The sequence below is a fragment of the Blautia sp. AF19-10LB genome, from assembly GCF_003461245.1.
Lineage (GTDB): Bacteria > Bacillota > Clostridia > Lachnospirales > Lachnospiraceae > Blautia_A > Blautia_A intestinihominis.
The window spans coordinates 33,773-54,239 of sequence record NZ_QTWS01000008.1; the positions used below are offsets into that span (position 1 = coordinate 33,773).

16 protein-coding genes and 2 tRNA genes are annotated in these 20,467 nt (G+C 46.6%); 5 read left to right on the forward strand and 13 right to left on the reverse strand.

From position 1 onward, the window contains the following. Positions 1 to 13: 13 nt before the first annotated feature. On the forward strand, positions 14 to 1,102 hold the full coding sequence (locus DWX28_RS06610; RefSeq protein WP_330417635.1) for a PucR family transcriptional regulator: 1,089 nt from the start codon (positions 14 to 16) through the stop codon (positions 1,100 to 1,102). A 556-nt stretch (positions 1,103 to 1,658) separates the two neighbouring features. Here the strand turns inward: DWX28_RS06610 and DWX28_RS06615 are convergent. The 3 genes from DWX28_RS06615 to modA all read right to left on the reverse strand — a co-directional run bounded on the left by DWX28_RS06615 (position 1,659) and on the right by modA (position 4,336). Beyond that, positions 1,659 to 2,711, reverse strand: coding sequence for a sulfate/molybdate ABC transporter ATP-binding protein (locus DWX28_RS06615; protein ID WP_022214269.1), 1,053 nt, complete (start codon positions 2,709 to 2,711; stop codon positions 1,659 to 1,661). Beyond that, the gene (gene modB / locus DWX28_RS06620) at positions 2,711 to 3,406 is read right to left on the reverse strand and encodes a molybdate ABC transporter permease subunit (protein WP_022214270.1); all 696 of its coding nucleotides are present in this window, start codon (positions 3,404 to 3,406) and stop codon (positions 2,711 to 2,713) included. The genes DWX28_RS06615 and modB overlap by 1 nt, the downstream gene beginning before the upstream one ends. Positions 3,407 to 3,481: 75 nt before the next feature. Continuing rightward, positions 3,482 to 4,336 carry a molybdate ABC transporter substrate-binding protein gene (modA, locus tag DWX28_RS06625; RefSeq protein WP_118252221.1) on the reverse strand — a complete coding sequence of 285 codons (855 nt, stop codon included), beginning with the start codon at positions 4,334 to 4,336 and terminating at the stop codon, positions 3,482 to 3,484. A 159-nt stretch (positions 4,337 to 4,495) separates the two neighbouring features. Here modA and DWX28_RS06630 point away from each other — a divergent pair, with 159 nt between their 5' ends. Together DWX28_RS06630 and DWX28_RS06635 are read left to right on the forward strand one after the other, a co-directional pair. Next, the gene (locus DWX28_RS06630; protein WP_022214272.1) at positions 4,496 to 4,708 is read left to right on the forward strand and encodes a TOBE domain-containing protein; all 213 of its coding nucleotides are present in this window, start codon (positions 4,496 to 4,498) and stop codon (positions 4,706 to 4,708) included. After that, positions 4,701 to 5,624 carry a helix-turn-helix transcriptional regulator gene (locus tag DWX28_RS06635; protein ID WP_118252222.1) on the forward strand — a complete coding sequence of 308 codons (924 nt, stop codon included), beginning with the start codon at positions 4,701 to 4,703 and terminating at the stop codon, positions 5,622 to 5,624. The genes DWX28_RS06630 and DWX28_RS06635 overlap by 8 nt, the downstream gene beginning before the upstream one ends. A gap of 67 nt (positions 5,625 to 5,691) precedes the next feature. Here DWX28_RS06635 and DWX28_RS06640 read toward each other — a convergent pair whose 3' ends face one another. The 4 genes from DWX28_RS06640 to DWX28_RS06655 form a co-directional block, all read right to left on the reverse strand. Then, positions 5,692 to 6,600: a hypothetical protein gene (locus DWX28_RS06640; RefSeq protein ID WP_118252252.1), complete on the reverse strand. Its 909-nt coding sequence runs from the start codon at positions 6,598 to 6,600 to the stop codon at positions 5,692 to 5,694. Between the two features lie 102 nt (positions 6,601 to 6,702). Next, the gene (locus DWX28_RS06645) at positions 6,703 to 7,605 is read right to left on the reverse strand and encodes an undecaprenyl-diphosphate phosphatase (protein ID WP_118252223.1); all 903 of its coding nucleotides are present in this window, start codon (positions 7,603 to 7,605) and stop codon (positions 6,703 to 6,705) included. A 200-nt stretch (positions 7,606 to 7,805) separates the two neighbouring features. Continuing rightward, positions 7,806 to 11,021: a carbamoyl-phosphate synthase large subunit gene (gene carB / locus DWX28_RS06650; RefSeq protein ID WP_118252224.1), complete on the reverse strand. Its 3,216-nt coding sequence runs from the start codon at positions 11,019 to 11,021 to the stop codon at positions 7,806 to 7,808. Continuing rightward, on the reverse strand, positions 11,008 to 12,096 hold the full coding sequence (locus DWX28_RS06655; protein WP_022214277.1) for a carbamoyl phosphate synthase small subunit: 1,089 nt from the start codon (positions 12,094 to 12,096) through the stop codon (positions 11,008 to 11,010). Before DWX28_RS06655 ends, carB begins: the two co-directional genes overlap by 14 nt. A 242-nt stretch (positions 12,097 to 12,338) precedes the next feature. On the opposite strand from DWX28_RS06655, the gene DWX28_RS06660 reads away from it, so the two are divergent. Both DWX28_RS06660 and DWX28_RS06665 read left to right on the forward strand, forming a co-directional pair. After that, positions 12,339 to 12,422, forward strand: a tRNA-Leu gene (locus DWX28_RS06660). Between the two features lie 33 nt (positions 12,423 to 12,455). Continuing rightward, a tRNA-Leu gene (locus tag DWX28_RS06665) sits at positions 12,456 to 12,539 on the forward strand. Between the two features lie 108 nt (positions 12,540 to 12,647). On the opposite strand, the gene DWX28_RS06670 is transcribed toward DWX28_RS06665, so the two are convergent. The 6 genes from DWX28_RS06670 to DWX28_RS06695 all read right to left on the reverse strand — a co-directional run bounded on the left by DWX28_RS06670 (position 12,648) and on the right by DWX28_RS06695 (position 20,401). Continuing rightward, positions 12,648 to 14,312, reverse strand: coding sequence for a hypothetical protein (locus tag DWX28_RS06670; RefSeq protein WP_022214278.1), 1,665 nt, complete (start codon positions 14,310 to 14,312; stop codon positions 12,648 to 12,650). Between the two features lie 20 nt (positions 14,313 to 14,332). Then, entirely contained in the window at positions 14,333 to 15,664 is a 1,332-nt protein-coding gene (locus DWX28_RS06675) for a serine hydrolase (protein WP_022214279.1), read from the reverse strand. Between the two features lie 27 nt (positions 15,665 to 15,691). Further along, on the reverse strand, positions 15,692 to 16,282 hold the full coding sequence (locus DWX28_RS06680; protein ID WP_022214280.1) for a zinc ribbon domain-containing protein: 591 nt from the start codon (positions 16,280 to 16,282) through the stop codon (positions 15,692 to 15,694). Positions 16,283 to 16,311: 29 nt separating this feature from the next. Then, positions 16,312 to 17,736: an ATP-dependent Clp protease ATP-binding subunit ClpX gene (gene clpX, locus DWX28_RS06685; RefSeq protein WP_022214281.1), complete on the reverse strand. Its 1,425-nt coding sequence runs from the start codon at positions 17,734 to 17,736 to the stop codon at positions 16,312 to 16,314. 150 nt (positions 17,737 to 17,886) lie between these two features. After that, positions 17,887 to 19,353, reverse strand: a complete 1,467-nt coding sequence (locus DWX28_RS06690; RefSeq protein ID WP_022214282.1) for a S1C family serine protease — start codon at positions 19,351 to 19,353, stop codon at positions 17,887 to 17,889. Between the two features lie 124 nt (positions 19,354 to 19,477). Next, positions 19,478 to 20,401: a glycosyltransferase family 2 protein gene (locus DWX28_RS06695; protein ID WP_022214283.1), complete on the reverse strand. Its 924-nt coding sequence runs from the start codon at positions 20,399 to 20,401 to the stop codon at positions 19,478 to 19,480. Positions 20,402 to 20,467 lie beyond the last annotated feature (66 nt).

Consider the following 20,467-nt stretch of genomic DNA (forward strand, 5'->3'; position numbering starts at 1 on the left):
AAAGGAATTTATTATGTCTATATCTATACAGAGAAATCTGCAGAAATGTATGGAGGACTGGAAACAGATCAGTGGTCTTGATTTCTGTCTTCTTTCAGAGGATAATTCAGTTTTTGTCGCTACCGGTGAAAGAAGGATTCCTTCTGCCGGCAAGCTGGAGGATTTCCGAAATGGAGATGCGCTGTGCACTGCCAATGCCTCCTGCTGTCTTTATAAGGTTATGGACCGTGATGAGCTTCTTTATATTCTGATCGTGTGGGGAAGCGGAGAAAGCACTTCTACGATCGGAGAACTGGCAGTCTGCCAGATTCGAAGCCTGATCGAAGCTTATTCTGAAAAAAATGACAAGAATGCTTTTATGCAGAAGCTGCTGCTTGGATCTTACAGTGAGGTCGAGGCTTTTAACAGGGCGAAGAAACTACATATTTCTTCTTCCTGTCAGCGCGCTGTCTTTCTCGTCGAGACGCGGCAGACCGGGGATGAACATGCGCTGACTATGATCCGGAATATTTTTTCTGCGCGGACACATGATTTTATTACGTCGGTGGATGATAAGGGGATCATTATCGTGAGGGAGCTTGTCTCTACGGAGACATATGAAAATCTGGAGGCTACGGCGCATATGCTGGTGGATATGCTTGGTGCTGAGGCTATGACGCAGGCGTGGGTTGCATATAGTAATGTAGCAAATGGGCTTCGTGATCTCGCGAACGCATATAAGGAAGCGCGGATGGCGCTGGAGATCGGGAAGATTTTTTATTCCGAACGGAATGTGTTCGGGTATCGGAAGCTTGGGATTGGACGGTTGATCTATCAGCTTCCGGAGGAAGTTTGTGAGATGTTTATCGAAGAGATTTTCGATGGGGAATCTTTGGATGCGATTGATGGGGAGACTTTGAATATAATACGGACGTTCTTTGAAAATAACTTGAATTTGTCAGAGACGTCCAGGCAGTTGTATGTGCATAGGAATACACTTGTATATCGTTTTGAAAAGATACAGAAACGGTTTGGATTGGATTTGAGGTCGTTTGAGGATGCTTTGACATTTAAAATTGCGATGCTTGTTTCTGGGTATCTGCGATACCGCTCAAATCCCTGAAAACGGTGTTTTCTGTTCCTTTCTGAAAGGAAACCAAACCGTCAAGGGACTTGCCAGTCCCCTGACAACCCCTGGGCTAAGTGTTGGACGAAAATTTATCTTATGGGGAGCCCTTTGAAAAATTCTCCTGGTGTTTCAGGTCAGAAAATTTCCGTATAAATATAAGCGCAGACTTGCACGGTTGCTCCCTGAGTCTGTGCTTATTTATGTTGTTGGTTTTTCTGTATGGTTCAGATTTGCACCTTAAACTAACTAATCCTACGTATCTATTGTTCTACATGCTTCCGCAGTATCACATACTACGGGCCCGTCGACACCACGCCTTCGGCGTGCTCGCGGGAACTCCAGCTATCACGAACTCAAGTTTCCGCGCTTTTCGCGCCAGCGAAACAGCCTTAGCAGTTGACGTCAACCCGTTCTGTCTTGATGCACCAGGCGTGGCCAAGTAGGGGGAGTATACACGCAATTTATTGCGTGTATGAGCAAGTAGCGTATGCGGATTGCGAATGTCCGCTGCTTGGGAGCTTCGGCCTTCGCAACTTTGAGATGCTCCCCCTCAGGGTTTCAGGAGCATCAGATGCTCGGGTGGGAGGTACAGGTACTTAGGTAAGTTGGCTCTTGGGTCCAACTGAAAATTCGGTTTAGGTCGCATCCACCAGAGAACAGCGTCTGTGTCCGCATTTGGACACTTAACCAAATACTGATGTTCGAAGGTAGTTTCTATGTAATCCTGAACTTCGAAGGGAACAGTATTCTGGCCAGGGGTATCGGCAGGCTGCATCCAGTGCCCTCGGATAGCTACATGCGTAATGTCATCCGGGACTTCCTGGGTGGTGTGGAGTTTGAGACCCCAATCCAGAGCCTCGATCTCGTAAGCCCCCAGCTTACGAGCCCTGGAATTGTTTTTGCAGCCGGTGAGGCGGGCTACTTCGAGGAGGCCTGGCTGCTCGAAGAGGTGCCTGGTGTCTCCGAAGGTCAGGGTTCTGCCGTCTTTGAGGAGCATGAGTTCTTTGCAGAAGCGGAAAGCTTCGTCACGGCTATGTGTTACCATGATCATGTCGCCCTGGTATTGTTTGAGGAAGTCTTCCATGTCTTTCTGGAGGGTGTCCTTGAGGTAGCCGTCGAGGGCGGAGAATGGTTCGTCGAGGAGGATCGCCTCTGGTTCTCCGATCATCATTCTTGCGAGGGCTACTCGCTGCTGCTGACCGCCGGAGAGCTGGGATGGGTAGCGGTTTTCGAGTCCGTCGAGGTGGTATCTCTTAACAAAGTCTGCTACTTTGGCATCCTGAATTCCTTTTTCTCCGCGGAAACCGCATTTGATGTTGTCCTTTACTGTCATGGTCGGGAAAAGGGCATAGTTCTGAAAAAGGTAGCCGATCCTTCTCTCCTGTGGTTTGAGATTGATCTTTTTTTCAGAGTCAAACACAGTTCTTCCGTTGATGATGATCTTTCCCTTGTCCGGTTTCTCGATTCCGGCGATGCAGCGCAGGGTCATGCTCTTGCCGCTTCCGGATGCTCCGAGGATCCCTGTTGCGGAGCTTTTGCTGTCGAATGCTGTTTTCAGCGAAAATCCCTTAAAGCTTTTTTCTATTTCTACATGGATGGCCATTAAATCCACCTCCTGCTCTTCATTCCCCTGCCGGAGACGATATTGATGAGTGCCACGATCGCGAATGAGATCACCACGATCACCACAACCCAGAAACCGGCAACATCATAGTTTCCTGCCGAGGTTTCTGCTGCGATCGCTACGGAAACGGTTCTTGTCTTACCGAGGATGTTTCCTGCAAGCATGGAAGTTGCACCGTACTCTCCGATCGCTCTCGCAAAGGCAAGTACAGTTCCGGAGGCGATTCCCGGACCTGCTGCCGGTACGATGACCTTCCAGAAGATCTTGCGGTCGCTCATTCCCAGGGTCTGTCCTGCATAGATCAGGTTTACGTCCACCTGCTCAAACGCAGCTCTGGCGTTGCGGTACATCAGCGGAAATGCGATCACTGCTGCTGCAATGACGCAGCCTTTCCAGGTCTGTACAACTTTGAAGTCAAAATTTTCGAGAAGGAACTTACCGAATGAGCGTCTGAGGCTGAAGATCAAAAGGAGAAAGAAGCCTGCAACTGTCGGTGGAAGAACCAGCGGCATCGTGAGGATCCCATCCAGAACCGCTCTGGAACCTGGTTTGAGTTTCATGATCTTTCTTGCACAGAAAATTCCCAGAAAAAATGCGATCGTAGTTGCCACTACGCCTGTCTTGAGGGATATCCACAGGGGACTCCAGTTTATATCCTGTAAAAATTCCATCATTGTATTATTTCCCCTTTATCAGCAAAAAGGGGCAGACTATGATCCGCCCCTTTTGCTGACTTTTTATTTTTTATATTAGTTGGCAGCTTCCTCTGTTGCTTCTGCTTCAGCGTCATCTGCTGTTTCTTCTGCTGTGTATGGAGCGAATCCGTACTCTTCGAATACTTTGAGAGTATCATCTGTCTGAAGGTATGCAAGGAATGCATCTGCTGCCGCTGCTTCGGACTCAGATGCCTCTGCATCCTCTGTCAGTCCTACCGGGTAAAGAACTGGTGTCTCAAGGGATCCAGCTGGTGCTTCTGCGATGATGTCAACTTTATCTGCTACGGAAGCTGCATCTGTTGCGTATACGATACCAATCTCGTTACTTCCTTCGCTGACGGATGCGAGAACGTCTGTTACGTTTTTACCTTCGTTGATCTCCATCTTGTTTACATCATCTTCGATTCCGAGGTTCTTGAAGATCTCACGGGAGTACTGTCCAACCGGTACATCCTCTCCTGCCAGAGCGATGTTAGCTGCGTCTGTGATGTTCTCAAATCCTGTAACCTTGGTTTCTCCGTCCTTTGGTTTGATCAGAACAACTTTGTTCTCAAGGAGATCTACTACGGAATCTTTCTTAGCGAGATCTTCGTCTACCAGAGCGTCCATCTGTTTGGTTGCTGCTGAGAAGAAGATATCACATCTGGAACCTTCTTCGATCTGTGTCTGAAGTGTTCCTGAGCTGTCTGCGTTGAAAAGGATATTTACATCCGGATATTCCTCGTTAAAATCCTTCTGGATAACTTCCATAGCGTTGTTAAGGCTTGCTGCGATAAATACATACAGATCTCCACTTGCGTCATCTGCTGTTGCTGCCTGTACACTTCCTGCGCTCATGCCTGCTGCCAGCACACCTGCAAGCATTACTGTAACTAATTTTTTCTTCATATTTTTTCTCCTTTTGTTTATTGTTGTTCTGTTTTGTTCGGTTTTGCCATGTTTTATTTATTTTATCTCAGGTGGCTATTCTTGTCAAACGATTTGCCCTGTGCTATGATAGAAAATGTTAATAAAACCCAAAAATATTTTTATAGGAGAAAAAATTTTATGAAATTAAGTGCACGCAATCAGTTAAAAGGAAAAGTAATCGACATCAAAACAGGAGCTGTCAACTCTATCGTAACTCTTGACATCGGAGGCGGCAACATCATCGTTTCCACAATTTCCTGCTCTGCAGTAGAAGAACTTGGACTGGAAGTAGGATCTGACGCTTATGCAGTGATCAAGGCTACTAACGTTATGGTTGGTATTGATGAATAAACTCTATACCGCCCAGGAAGTTGCAGACAGACTAAGGGTCAAAAAGACGACGGTATATGAGCTGATCAAACGAGGGGAACTTTCCTCCTCAAAGATCGGCAAGCAGCTTCGGATCAGCGAAGAACAGCTTGCAGAATATCTCAAGGGAACTGTTTCTGATTCCGAACAGCGTCCTGCTTCTCCTGATTTCCGCCCGGAGAGTTCTCTTCTCAAAAGGGATTATCTCCTTAATTCCAGCGGACTTATCATCAGTGGACAGGCTCCTTCTGTGATGGAGCTTCTGATGGGGCAGATGGCTGCACATCCTCTGGGACTGCCGATCCTTCATTCTCATATGAACAGCTACAACGGTCTTTACTCTCTTTATTTCGGGAAAGTACATGCCGCTGCTGCCGGAGTTTTTGCAGAAGATATCACTCCTCTGCTGCCGGGAATCCCACTTGCACTGCTTACACTCTATGAATTTACACTTGGGTTATATATTAAAGAAGGAAATCCCAAGGACATTTCCGGTATCCAGGATCTTACCCGCAAGGACATCATTCTTGCCAACCGTGAAAAAGGCAGTACCAGCCGGATCTATCTGGATAAACAGCTTAAGAAAATGCAGATCCCTGCTTCTTCCATATCCGGATATCAGAAAGAATTCGTTTCTGACTTTTCTGCCGTTGCTGCAGTGATCGACGGACACTGTGATACTGCGATCGGAGAAAAAGCTGTCGTTCTCAACGCCGGAAAGCTGGACTTTATTCCACTTCTCAAAGTTCCGATGTATCTTGTCATGGAGGCCTCTTCTCTGGATTCTCCCGGATTTCAGGCACTCATCGAGATCACCCGTTCCGACGAATTCAAGACTGCACTCCGCGGTCAGAACTGTTATTACACGGCTCATACCGGAGAACTGTCTTATTTATAAAGAATATATATTTTTGTACATAAAAAATCTGCCCCTCCATTTAAGGATGCGGGCAGATTCTTTTTTGTTAATAATCCCAGTCTGAACTGCCGGACTCGTCTGTGTCATAGCCTTCGTCAGCATAACCACCGTCGTCATAGGAACTATCATCATAGCTGCCGTCGTAGCTGCCATCGTAACTGTCATCATAGCTTCCGTCATTATAATCATCACTGCTGTCGCTGGAATCATCATAGGAGCTGTCATAACTGCTGTCGTCGTTGCTGTCATAAGAGTTATCATAGGAATCACTACTGCTGTCGGAACTGCTGTCACTGGAAGAACTGTCGCTGGAACTGCTGTCCTCTGAACTCTCATCACTGCTGTCACTCGTCTCCACTGAATTTCCTCTTGTATCTGTTTCTTTCTTTGTGGAAAGGCTCATATAACGCAGGTATACAGAAGATGTACTGTCGTCAAGCATCAGAGAAGCTTTTTCCATATCTCCAAAGTTTACAGAATAAATCTCATAGCTGTTTCCATCTGCTGTGACAAGCTTCATGTCATAATTTGCAGAAGTACTGTCAGAAGTGCTCTCTGATGAGTCTCCGGACTCTGTTGTGCTGGAAGAAGTCTCTCCACCATAATACATCTGCACCTGTTCAGCAGCCTTGATGGAAGACTCCATAGAGATCAGGTTCTTGCCCCAGTCTCCGTCTTCATTTCCGGAAGTTCTCAGATAGAGTTCACGGATATCACTCTGAAGACTGTTTGACAGATAAATAAACTTCGCCTGCGCTGTCTTGGTACCGATCATCTTCGGTGCCGGTGTGGAAGTCGGAAGTGGTGTTACGGTTGCCGGAACAACGGTAGGTGTCGGTGTCGCCATCGGAGTCGGTGTTACTTCAATGAGTTCTCCACCCTTGCCTCCGCATCCGGCCAGTGTCAATGCCATAGCCGCCGCTGCGACCATAGCGATATATTTAGATTTATGCATGTTTTCAACCATCCTTTCTGAACTGCAACGAATTACAGTCAAAACTCTCTTGTTTTTCGCGTTCATTATCCCACGGATTTACTTAAATGTCAAATCAAGCAATTATCCAAGGAAATTTCTGCCGATAAAATATCCGAGTACAAGGATACCGAGAACGATTCGATACCATCCAAAAGCCTTGAAATCGTGCTTTTTGATGTAACCCATCAGGAACTTGATCGCGATAACAGAAACAAAGAAAGCTACCACAACGCCTGTTACCAGTGTCAGGATCTCAGCCGGTGTAAAGGCAAAGCCGAATTTTACCAGTTTCAGAAGGCTGGCTCCGAACATAACCGGGATCGCTAGGAAGAAGGTAAATTCTGCTGCTACTGTTCTTGAGGTTCCTACAAAGATTCCACCGATGATTGTAGAACCGGAACGGGATGTTCCCGGCACTACAGACAGTACCTGAAAGATACCAATCTTGAACGCTGTAGCAAAACTTAAGTCTTCAAGGGAAGTACAGGTCGGTTTTCTTCTCTTATTGTAGTTTTCAACAAGGATAAAGATCACACCGTAAACGATCAGGGCGATCGCAACGACTACATAGTTGTTGAATTTCTCTTCGATAAAATCATTGAACGGAAGGGCAATCACGATCGTCGGGATGCAGGCTACCAGGATCTTAAACCAGAGGATCCATTTGTCCTTATCACAGAATTTCTCAACAAAAGTCAGCGCGATACGGGCAACCGGATTCTTGCGGGCAAGCTGCGCTTTCTTTTTCTTCGGGATCTGCCTTATGTAGAACGGCCACAATTTTCCCCAGTACAGGACTACGACCGCAAGGATCGCACCCAACTGAATGACAACCAGGAAAAAATCCTTGAACTCTGTGGCCATATCCATCTTGATAAATTCATCTACCAGGATCATATGACCGGTACTGCTGATCGGAAGCCATTCTGTGATTCCCTCTACGATGCCGAGAATCACAACTTTTATAAACTCCAAAACACTCATGTTTCTTTTCCTCTCTGTTTTTATTTTTGATCCAGAACTTTTCTCTGAACTTATACAGTATATTACAGTTTCCGTGGTTCGTAAACCTTTCGATGCATTTTCGTTCAAAGTTTAACTTTTGTTTAGATTTCCTGTAATACACAAGACCGGAGAAACATCGTCTGTCTCTCCGGTCAGTAAATTATTATGTCTTATCTGATTTATCTGCTTGCGATCGTTGCAATGTCGATCAGTGTCAGGTTATGAAGGTCTGTGTTCTCAAGGCTGGTTACAAGTGCTTCTGCTGTATCCAGACTGGTAAGGACATTGACACCTGTCTCGATCGCGTTTCGACGGATCACGAAACCATCCTTCTGGTGTTCTACACCCTGCGGCGGTGTGTCGATGACAACGTCGATCTTATGTCCGAGGATAAGGTCCATAAGGTTCGGTGCAGGCTGTTCCAGTTTGTTGGTACGGATCGCTTTGATTCCGTTTTCTTTGAGGACTTTGGCGGTTCCTCTTGTTGCGTAAATGCGGTATCCAAGAGCCTCGAAACGTCTTGCGATCGGAACAACTTCTTCATGGTCTTCGTCCTTGACGGTGATGATCATGTTCTTGTATTTCGGAAGTTTGATTCCTGCTCCGATAAAGGCTTTGTAGAGGGCTTCATTGAAGTTCTCTGCAATACCAAGGCACTCACCTGTGGATTTCATTTCCGGTCCAAGGCTGATATCTGCGCCGCGGATCTTCTCGAAGGAGAATACCGGCATCTTAATCGCGATATGTTTTGCCTCCGGCTGAAGTCCCGGTTCGTAGCCCATATCTTTGAGTTTGTATCCGAGGATGACCTTGGTTGCCAGCGGCACGATCGGGATTCCTGTCACCTTGCTGATGTAAGGTACGGTACGGCTGGAACGTGGGTTTACTTCGATAACATATACTTCTTCGCCGCAGACGATGAACTGGATGTTGATCATTCCGATTACATGGAGTGCCTGTGCCAGACGGCGTGTGTACTCTGCGATCGTATTCTTTGCATTCTGGCTGATAGTCTGTGCCGGATATACGGAGATACTGTCACCGGAATGGATACCTGCACGTTCGATGTGCTCCATGATTCCAGGGATCAGGATATCCTCGCCATCGCATACCGCATCAACTTCAATCTCCTTACCCATCAGGTACTTATCTACCAGGATCGGGTGTTCCTGTGCGATCTGGTTGATGATTCCGATGTATTCCTCTACATCCTCATCACTGACTGCGATACGCATGCCCTGTCCACCAAGTACATAGGAAGGACGAACAAGTACCGGATAGCCAAGTTCGTTGGCTGCTTTTTTGGCTTCTTCGGCGGTAAATACGGTATGTCCCTTCGGTCTCGGGATCTGGCATTTCTCCAGGATCTCATCGAAGAGCTCACGGTCCTCTGCCGCGTCAACATCCTCTGCTGATGTTCCGAGGATCTTGACTCCCATTTTCATCAGTGCTTCGGTAAGTTTGATCGCGGTCTGTCCACCGAACTGAACAACTGCTCCGTCCGGTTTCTCGATATTTACGATGTTTTCCACATCTTCCGGTGTCAGCGGCTCGAAGTACAGTTTGTCTGCGATATCGAAGTCGGTGCTGACTGTTTCCGGGTTGTTGTTTACGATGATCGTCTCGTAGCCCTCTTTTTTGAATGCCCAGGTACAATGTACGGAGCAGAAATCGAACTCGATACCTTGTCCGATACGGATCGGTCCGGAACCAAGGACGAGGACTTTTTTCTTATCATGGGTAGCTACGGCTTCGTTTTCTGTGTCCGGTCCGCCATATACAGAGTAGTAATATGGTGTTGCGGCTGCAAACTCAGCAGCACAGGTATCTACCATCTTGTATGCGGCTGTGATCTTGTAGCCCTGACGGAGAGCCTTGATGTCTGCCTCTGTTCTTCCGCAGAGGTCTGCGATCACGTAGTCCGGGAATTCCATGCGTTTCGCCTCAAGAAGAAGTTCTTCTGTCAGCGGCTGGGTCCTGAGTGCCTGTTCCATCTCTACCAGGATCGCGATCTTGTCGATGAACCATCTGTCGATCTTGGTGATCCTGTGGATGTATTCCTTGGAAATATCTCTGCGGATCGCTTCTGCGATCTTCCAGATACGGCGGTCATCTACAACTGCCAGCTCGTCGATCAGCTCGTCTTCATCAAGTCCTGTAAAATCGTAGGACATCAGGCTGTCCACGTGCTGCTCCAGAGAACGGATAGCTTTCATGAGTGCACCCTCAAAGTTATGGCAGATACTCATAACCTCACCGGTAGCTTTCATCTGAGTAGTCAGTGTTCTCTTAGCTGTGATGAATTTATCAAATGGAAGTCTCGGGATCTTGACTACACAGTAGTCAAGCATCGGCTCGAAACTTGCGTATGTCTTGCCTGTGATCGCATTCGGGATCTCATCGAGGGTATATCCAAGAGCGATCTTTGCTGCAACTTTGGCGATCGGGTAACCGGTTGCCTTACTTGCCAGTGCGGAAGAACGGCTTACACGAGGGTTTACCTCGATAACACAGTACTCGAAGCTCTCCGGATGAAGGGCGTACTGTACGTTACATCCACCTGTGATACCAAGCTCTGTGATGATGTTCAGAGCGGAAGTACGGAGCATCTGATATTCCTTGTCTCCAAGTGTCTGGGACGGTGCGACTACGATGGAGTCACCGGTATGGACACCAACCGGATCGATGTTTTCCATGTTGCAGACTGTGATGCAGTTTCCTGCACTGTCACGCATTACTTCGTATTCAATTTCTTTCCATCCTGCGATGCAGCGTTCTACCAGAACTTCTCCTACACGGGAAAGTCTGAGTCCGTTCTCGAGGATCTCTCTCAGTTCATATTCGTTGTTGGCAATACCGCCGCCGCTTCCGCCAAGGGTGTAAGCAGGACGGAGAACGACCGGATAACCGATGGTTCTGGTAAATGCGACACCATCTTCTACGGTTGTTACGACCTTGGAAGCTGCGACCGGCTCGCCAATCTTTTCCATGGTGTCCTTGAATTCCTGACGGTCCTCTGCCTTCTTGATGGTCTCTGCAGTGGTACCGATCAGGCGCACATTGTGTTCCTTGAGGAACCCTTTTTCTTCCAGTTCCATTGCAAGGTTCAGACCGGCCTGTCCTCCAAGAGTCGGAAGAACGCTGTCCGGTTTCTCCTTGAGGATGAGCTGTTCTACAACTTCTACAGTAAGCGGCTCGATGTAAACTTTGTCCGCGATATCTTTGTCTGTCATAATGGTTGCAGGGTTGGAGTTCAGAAGAACTACTTCCATGCCTTCTTCCTTGAGAGAGCGGCATGCCTGTGTACCTGCATAGTCGAATTCTGCTGCCTGACCGATGATAATCGGACCGGAGCCAATTACAAGAACTTTGTGGATATCTTTATTTCTCGGCATGATCTGTTCCTCCCATCATTTCCATAAATCTGTCAAACAGGTAGCTGGAATCCTGCGGTCCAGGGCAGGCTTCCGGATGAAACTGTACGGTAAAGATGTTTTTGCCGATGTAAGCCATACCTTCGTTGGTACCGTCGTTTACATTGACAAAAGCAGGTTTCGCGATTCCCTTCTGCTCCAGGATATCTGAGTCAACAACATATCCATGGTTCTGTGAGGAAATGTAAACACGTCCTGTCGCAAGATCCTTGACCGGATGATTGCCGCCTCTGTGTCCATATTTCATCTTGTGTGTATCTCCGCCTGTTGCAAGTGCCATCAGCTGATGTCCGAGGCAGATCGCAAAGATCGGCACATCAGATTCATACAGCTTACGGATTTCTTCTATTATAGTAGTACACTCCTTCGGGTCTCCAGGACCATTGCTGAGCATGATTCCGTCCGGGTTGTCCGCAAGGATCTCTTCTGCCGGTGTAAGTGCCGGATAGATGGTTACCTGGCAGCCTCTCTCATTCAGGGAACGGGCGATATTGCGCTTCGCGCCGAAGTCCATGAGAGCTACTTTGGGTCCATTGCCCTTGAGAACGTCCTTCTCACGGCAGGTAACTTTCTCGACTACTTTTCCAGTTGTATATGCTTTTAAGCGGGGGATTATTTCATCTAAGTTGTAGTTTTCGTTGACTGTGATCATACCATTCATGGTACCTTTTTCACGAAGAATTTTGGTAAGAGCACGGGTGTCAATACCTGCGATACCCGGTATATCATGTTTTTCAAGAAAATGCTGGATCGTATCCACGCTTCTGAAGTTGCTTGGGATACGGGATAATTCACGAACAATAAAACCATCGATCCAGGGCTTCCTGGACTCCTGGTCCTCATAACAGATACCATAATTGCCAATCAGAGGATAAGTCATGCAGACCGCCTGTCCTGCATACGATGGGTCAGTCATTACTTCGAGATATCCTGTCATGGAAGTATTAAAAACAATCTCACTGATGACTTCTCTTGTTGAACCGATACTGGTTCCTTTAAACACATGGCCGTCTTCTAATATCAGAAATGCTTTCATATAATCTCCCTTTCTGCTTTTTATCTAAATCTTCAAGATTGTATCATAAGAGTTTTGTTTTTTCAACAGATTCCGACACTAAAAATAATTCAGTTGTACTCAAAAACTTTTCTTTGGTAAATTGTTGCAGTTGAAAAGACAAACCAAAAAATTAAAACTATTTTTGATTTTACTCTTGACATTTCATCCCTCATAGGTTATTATAATCAGGCAGTCGGCGAGTTCGACTGATTATATCAAATGCAGAAGTGGCGGAATTGGCAGACGCGCAGGCTTCAGGTGCCTGTGGTCGCAAGATCGTGTGGGTTCAAGTCCCATCTTCTGCATTTAATCAGACAATGTCTGATTCATATTGAAATGCAGGAGTGGCGGAATTGGCAGACGCGCAGGCTTCAGGTGCCTGTGGTCGCAAGATCGTGTGGGTTCAAGTCCCATCTCCTGCATTCTTTTTTTGTCTTAATATGGTAAATAATATCCCGCAGCATCTCATCTCAAAGATTCTGCGGGATTTTTATTACATTGCAGTCAGAGAAGTATCGGTGACTCTCTTATTATTTACTTCTGATCTGATAAACATCCACATTTCCGATTGTCTTTATAAACACTGCCTGTGCACTGCTGTCATAATACTGACGGATATACTTCAGTGTCAGGTCAATATTATCATCCACCAGATAAATGCTGTCATTGTTGATCACATCTCTGTAAGGATTTGTGATCCCATGCGCCTCCATCTTCTGCGTATATCCAGGTGTCCGGCATTCCCATCCGCCAAACCAGTACACATTGTCCATAAGATTCTCCGGCATCCGGTCAAACGGACCATAACATACGATCTCAGAAAGCATTCCACTCTTTGCCAGATACGTATGCTCCTTATCTGTTCCGAGCGTTTCCAGAACTGCCCTCTGGCTCACTCTTGCCTCCGGGATAGTCGAAGTCATGATCCTCCAGTCTCTGTACATCAAAAACTGCCCTGCTGCCACACATACTATGCACAATACCACAGATATCTTCGCATCCATATGCCTGAGTTTTCCTGCTGAAATGATCCACAGCATCACGAGACATGCGCTGAACCACAGACCGACATCGACACGGTTCACCATATACCGCCCCTGATAATACAGGTAAAAATATACCGCCATGAGCATCATCCACTCTGCCAGCACAGAAAGTACGGAAAAGATATCTTTCCGTCCCCAGATCAGCCAGACCAGCACAAAAACAGCAAAAACATAAAACATCGGCATTTTGAGAAGATCAGAAGGATACCGCTTCAGAAATGCCGTCACAGTCTTTCCTGTCAGCGGACGCTTCTGTTTCAGATCCACCAGTTTCTTCATGACATCTGTATTAAATTTCTCTGTGTCATTGAAATTCCAGCTTCGGTACAGTTCATAGGCATCCCTGCTGATCCCGAGTTCTTCATAAATTTCCTGATTGCTATCATAATCCGGAAATCCATAGTCCAGAAGCCTGGAACGAAACTGGTTGAACTCCTGGTATTCTTTCCACTCCGCACTCTGGTAATTTGAAGCATCCCATCTGTCCACGCCAAACACACACGCCAGAAGGACTCCAAATGTCAAAACACACAGTCCCAGTCTGCGAAGTTTCCTGCCCTTATATTTCCTGAGATCAAATAAGAAAAGAAGTCCTGCTCCTGCCATCAGACCGCAGCTTGCCCAGAACTGGTCCTCCCGGTACATATAAGCCATAATTCCGAGGCAGATACCAAAGACAGCCTCAGCCCAGGACCATCTCTCCTTCTCCAGCACATAAAGCAGTAAAAAAACGGATGCCGCCGCTGCAATTCCTGCTGTCTTGGTAAACTGCAGATGAATGTATCCTTCATAACCAAATCCACATACAAGGATCAGAGAAAGACACAGGCCGGAAATTCCTTCCAGCCTGTTTATTAATACATAAGTCACTGCAGTAAATGCCACCAGAAGAATCACATACTGAAAAATCGTGTACCACGGCAGTCTGCCTGTCACTGCGTACAGAAACCGGTAGATCACACCCAGCCCGTAATTCTGAAATACCAGGTGTGCATCCTTCACTCCTCTCAGTCCGCTTCCAAGTTCTGCAAAAACAATATCATCATTTGTCTCAAACGATGGGCGCATTACCAGCACCATCACAAACAGCACCAGAAGATTTGCAGCCAGTGCCATGGATATTTCTTTGCATTTCTGTTTTAAATTCATTCTGTCATTTCCTGTCAACTTTATTTGTTCAGATAATTGTATACTGTTCCCGAAATACTTTTGATGCGCGGGATCGCATAGCCTTCACTTCCGGTTCTTGAAAATACACAGATCACATAATCTGTCTTTTTTCCAAAAACAATTGCCATGTCATGGTCAACACTTGAAGTTTCTCCTGTCTTGTTTGCAACTTTGACTCCCGATGGAAGCCCTGACGGGATCTTCCATCTTCTTGTCTGTCTCAGAAGAAGGTTCAGCATTGCTCTGGAATAGCTGGATGACACACAGGTTCCATTATAAATACGCTCCAGAAGAACTCCGCAGTCCTTTGCAGAAGATACATTGCTGCTGCCATCACCGACATAAGAAGAAGCGGCCGGATGAAGGCTGTGATGACAGCCTGTCTCAGTGTAGCCTTTGGCACTCAGATAGCGGTTAATCGTCCTTGCACCATCGAGGAAACTTCTGGATTTGCTGTTGTATCGGATCAGCTGATTGCATGCCTCATTATCACTTACTGTGATCATATCTGTCAGAAGGCTTTTTACAGTTGCATTATAGCTTAAATTTCCCCGCTTGATCTGGTCGAACGTCGATGCCATGACAAATGCCTTGATCGTACTCGCCGGATACATTTGCTGGTCATTCAGATTGATCACGCCGCCATTCTTAAGGTCTTTGACATAAACGGACCAGGAACCGCCGTAGCTGTTCAGCATCTGACTCAGTTTCTTCTTGAGACTGTTCAGTTTCATATCCTCTCTGGAGCATTTATGCCCCTCAAAGTCCACGTAACTTCCGTGCGGTACTTTCTTACTTCTGGCAATAGTTCCGTCTGACTGAAGATAATAGCCGTATCTCCAGCAGTTCTCATAACGCTTGCCATAAGGTGTGAGTAGATACTTCTTCCCTCCGACAGTGATCCAGCCTTTCTTCCGGTAGAGACTTCCGTTCTGTCCGCCAAAATAATAGGTTCCCTTAAACTGCTTTCTGCCAAGTGTCGTGTTTACCTTGTGGAAATGTTTGCCTGTACAGAGACGTCCTCTGTTGTCAAACATATAGTATCCACTCTTTAATCGGTTCCCTGCTGGTACTTTGACGTAGTTGAAACCGCCGACACTTCTGCCATTCTTGTCCCTGAGCCACCAGTTATAGCCTGTATCAAGGATATATCTCCCACTGGAACCCACCAGTTTGATCTTTACCGTCTTTTTTGTCGTTGATGCGGCCTGTGTTTCTGATGTCGGGACTGCCACAAGACCCGCAGACAAAATCATAAACAATACTGTAAGCAGCAGACACCTTGCCAGCCTGCCGCCTGATCCTGCCGTCCGTTTTTCTTTCTCTTTCATAACCGCCACTCCTGTTATCTGATTTCGTTATTCAGTTTTTTCTTCCTGTACACTGTCTTCTTTCTCTGGAACTTCGTTCGCCTCTGACTCTGATACTTCTCCCTGTACAGTCTCTTCTTTGGAGAGGCTGACTTTACTCCCTGTCTCCTCTGTGCCGTCTGTCACATCAACTTCTTCGGAAGTTTCCTCGGTCTCATAAATCTCCTCGGCTGTTCCGTCCACAGTATCACCGGCTTCTTCCTCCGGTTCCGGAATCGGGCAGGCTGCCCCGCATCTGGAACAGAACGCATCATTTCTGCCAATCGGATTACCGCAGGATGGACAGAATCTGTTTCCTTTGACACCGTCCATCTCTTCTTTGTATTTGTCTACCTGGGCCATTCTGTCATCGATCTGTTCACAGATTGCCTTCTCCTCTTCGTCTACCGGAACGCCATCTCTGTAGCGTTTGTAGATGATCTTGCCGAGATCTGCCATCGCCTTGTTGATCTGTCTTTCTTCACCGGAGATCTTGTTTCTGAGGCGCTGTGTCTCATAGACTTCCTCTGCACGGCCGCTCAGTTCTCGTGCTGTCTTTGTGAGTGTTTCTCCTAAGGTGCCAAAAAAATCCTTTGCCATAATAAAATTCCTCTCTTTCTTATGAAATCCTAGTTATTCTCTGTAAGAAGTGGAACTTCCTGCCCGCGGAGCAGGATCTGTGGTCCTCCGGTTCCTTCAATATATTCCTTCGTAATGATAACTTCACCAATGCTGTCATCCTTCGGGATCTCATACATGATGTCCAGCATATATTCCTCCAGAATTGCACGAAGTGCTCTGGCTCCTGTATCCTTCTCCATGGCTTTGGCTGCGATCGCATGAAGTGCACCGTCGTCAAATTCCAGTTTCACCTCATCCAGTGCCAGAAGCTTCTGATACTGCTTGAGAATTGCGTTACGTGGCTCAGAAAGGATCTTGACCATCATATCCTCATCCAGTCCGTTCAGCGTAAAGATGATCGGCAGACGGCCAAGGAATTCCGGAATCATTCCGAAGTTTCGAAGATCCTCTACGGTCACTTTCTCCAGAAGATGTGGATCATTGTCGTATTTGTCCTTCAGGTCCGCATAAAATCCAATGGATGCCTGCTTGTTCAGTCTCTCCTTAATGATGTCTTCAATATCCGGGAATGCACCGCCACAGATAAACAGGATATTTCTGGTATTTACTGTAGTCAGCGGAACCATTGCATTCTTGCTGTTTGCTCCGATCGGAACCTCTACATCAGCTCCCTCCAGAAGTTTCAGCATTCCCTGCTGTACAGCTTCTCCACTTACATCTCTCTGATTGGTGTTTTTCTTCTTGGCGATCTTATCGATCTCATCGATAAAGATAATACCGTGTTCCGCCTTCTCCACATCGTTGTCTGCTGCTGCCAGAAGCTTGGAAACAACGCTCTCAATGTCATCCCCAATATAGCCTGCCTCAGTCAGAGAAGTCGCATCCGCGATCGCGAGCGGCACATCCAGAAGCTTCGCCAGTGTCTTGACAAGATAGGTCTTGCCACATCCTGTCGGTCCGATCATAAGCATGTTGGATTTCTCGATAGCGATATCGTCCATCGTATCTGTTGCAACTCTCTTGTAGTGATTGTAGACCGCCACAGACATAACCTTCTTGGCATGCTCCTGTCCGATCACGTACTCATCCAGTGTTGCTTTGATCTTGTGCGGTGCAGGGATCTTCTTAAGATCCAGAACCGGCTCAGCTTTCTTTTCTTTTTTCTTAGGTTTGACCTTCTGATGCTGTGTCGGGTTCTGTAAACTGCTTAAATCAATCATGCTGATATTCGGCATGTTAAAAAAATCATTATAATTAAAATTGCTGCTGCTCATCTGCTGGTTCATGCTGTCAAAACTCTTCTGCATGCAGTCCGAACAGATATGTATGTTATTTGGAAGATCGATCATCTTACCCGCCTGCTTCTCTGATCTGCGGCAGAGGGTACAGAATTTCTCCGATTCATACTTGTTGTCGTCATCCTCATTTTGAATCTCTTCCTCTATGATATCATCGTTGTATTTATCTGACATAATTTGCTCCTTTCGGTTTTGGTTCTGTAAAATACAGAACGCACAGGCCCCCGAACCTGATCCTGGTCCAGAGCCTATGCGTTCATTATATCATAACCATCCAAACTGTAAACTAAAGTTTTTATAAAATACTTATCCTATAACCACGCTTCAGTCTCCATATCCTGACTTCGGGCGTTTCCCCAGAGTTACCTGCACAGTCTGTTCCTCGTACTGTCCATCCTCTGCCCTTGAAATCGTCACATCAACCGTCTCACCGGCTGCATAATAGACCATCTTGCTCTCAAGATCATCCCTGCCAGTAACTGCCTGTCCGTCAAATCCCGTGATGATGTCACCCTTCTGGATCCCTGCGTTCGCAGCAGCTTCACCTTCGCTTACTTCGCTTACAAAAACACCTACAGGCATGTCAAACATCTCCATTGTCTCAGAAGAAAGATCTACTGGTGTAATTCCCAGATAAGACGCTTCCGAGCTGTCTACCTTGTCTCTTGTCTGACGGCTCATCAGTTCCTCCAGGATCGGCTGTGCTTTGGAAATCGGAATAGCATATCCCATTCCTTCTACTGCATTACTTGCAAACTTGGCTGAATTGATTCCGATAACCTCACCCTTCATGTTGAGAAGCGCACCACCACTGTTACCCGGGTTGATTGCCGCATCTGTCTGAATAAGTCCGGATCCGGTCGTATCATCTGTAGAAATGGTTCTGTTCAATGCGCTGATCCAGCCGGAAGTTACAGACTGTCCGTAACCAAGCGCATTACCAATTGCAACTACCTGCTCTCCAACATCCAGATCATCTGAAGTGTCAAGCTGTGCGATCTTAATACTGGAAAGTGTATCTGCCGGAATATCCGACTTCGCAACTGCGATCACCGCCAGATCGTTTGTCTCATCTGTTCCCTTGATCTTGGCACTGACAGCATCCTCTACATTGACATCTCCGGTGCTGTCAGAAGCAGTCTCTGCTGCTTCCTGCTCTGCGCTGACCACATCATCGCCCATAAAGCAGACACTTAAGGTCGTCGCTCCGGATACTACATGATTATTGGTCGCGATCAGGAGTTCGTCGTCATTTTCCCCAACGATAATGCCTGATCCACTGCCCTCACTGGAATACTGCTGTGTGCTTCTGGAAGAAAATCCAAATCCGAAATAATACGGAATTTCCTGAATGCTTACTGATGTGATCGCCACGACCGTCGGCATCGCTGCCCTGGCCACACTTGCTACACTTCCTGCTGTTCCCGTGGCAGCTGTGTCTTCCTGCCCTGTTCCTGAATCAGCAGATGCTTCTGTCACAAGCTGTGCTGTATCTATCTGTTCCTGCACGGTATCTGTCTGTGTCGTATCTGTTATAAAACCTGCTGCCAGATTCACACCCTGAAAAACAATGCCTGCTACCAGACCAAATACAACTGCAAGTCCAATCGTGGTGCCCAGTCTGTTCTGTGGTTTCTGTTTTCCTGGAGTCACTCTTTTATCTGATGTTCCTGAATTCTGCGTCGTTGTTCCCTGATGCATATGATAGTGTGCGTAGGAAGGCGGCACATTCGAATCTTCTACTGTCTTCTCATACTGCGGAGCCGAATTCCATCTTCTTTCATCGTCCATCTTTCTGCTCCTTTCTCTTATCCTTTTCTTGTATGAAAACAGTGTATCAGTCAATTGTGTTCAAAGTGTGATAACTCCTTTAAAAAAGCGTGTGTTGCTGTTTGTTTCCCTTCTCTCAGTCTGGTCAGAATGCCTTCCAGTAATAGGGACTCATTGTACACCACATAACGACTCTGCGAGGAAGTTTTTGATATTTTTTACCTGCCAGATATCCCGCATATTTGCATCCTGACTGCATGACAAAACCCGGGATCAGCCAGATCTTTCCTCTGGAAAGGAGATAGCGGAATGTCTGCTTCACCAGGCGGATGCCCTCACCTTCTGATTTCACCGATGCAAAAATTTCCGGATGCTCTGCCTGTGAAACACCCAGGTCAAAGTTTCTGTGAAACTGCTGCATGCAGGAATAATTGTGAGAATGGATCACCTTTGCATCTGCGGCATAGGCGATCCCGTATCCTGCCTGGATCAGATTTCCGGCATAGATCATATCCTCATTAAAGATTGTCCGCTCTACAAAGCCTCCAAGCTTCTCAAAAATATCTTTCTTATAAGCAGCACATACATTGGAGCAGAAATATGTCTTGATACCATACCTGGGAAGATCAGCCTTCGTCTTAACGCAGGAAATTTCCGGATAGTTGAAAGATCTCGTGTAACGCTCCACAAAACTACACTCGGCATTCGGAAGCTGTCTGGCATAGGCAGCCCCGATCTGCTCATCAGAACAAAGTGCTCCTGTCAGATTCTGAATCAGCTCTTTGTCTGCCGGAAGTGCATCCTGTGTCATAAATACCATGATATCTGCCTCAGACAGCGCGGCTGCTTTTTTCCTGGTGCCGCCGTGATCAAATTCTGCTTTCGGGATATGATGAACTTCCAGAAATGGATATTTCTCATCCCATTCTTTATTCCAGAATTTCTCCTCTGTATTCATTATGATGATTCTGTGGATCGGGCAGCTCTGTTTCTGAAGACGCTCGATCAGCCTGCCAAATTCTTTTCCCGGGCGATATGTGGGAATGATCACATCTGTTGTTTTTTCCATTGTATAAATCTCCATTTATAACAGAAGGGAATTCCTGCCTGAGAAATTCCCTTCTGATCATCTTAT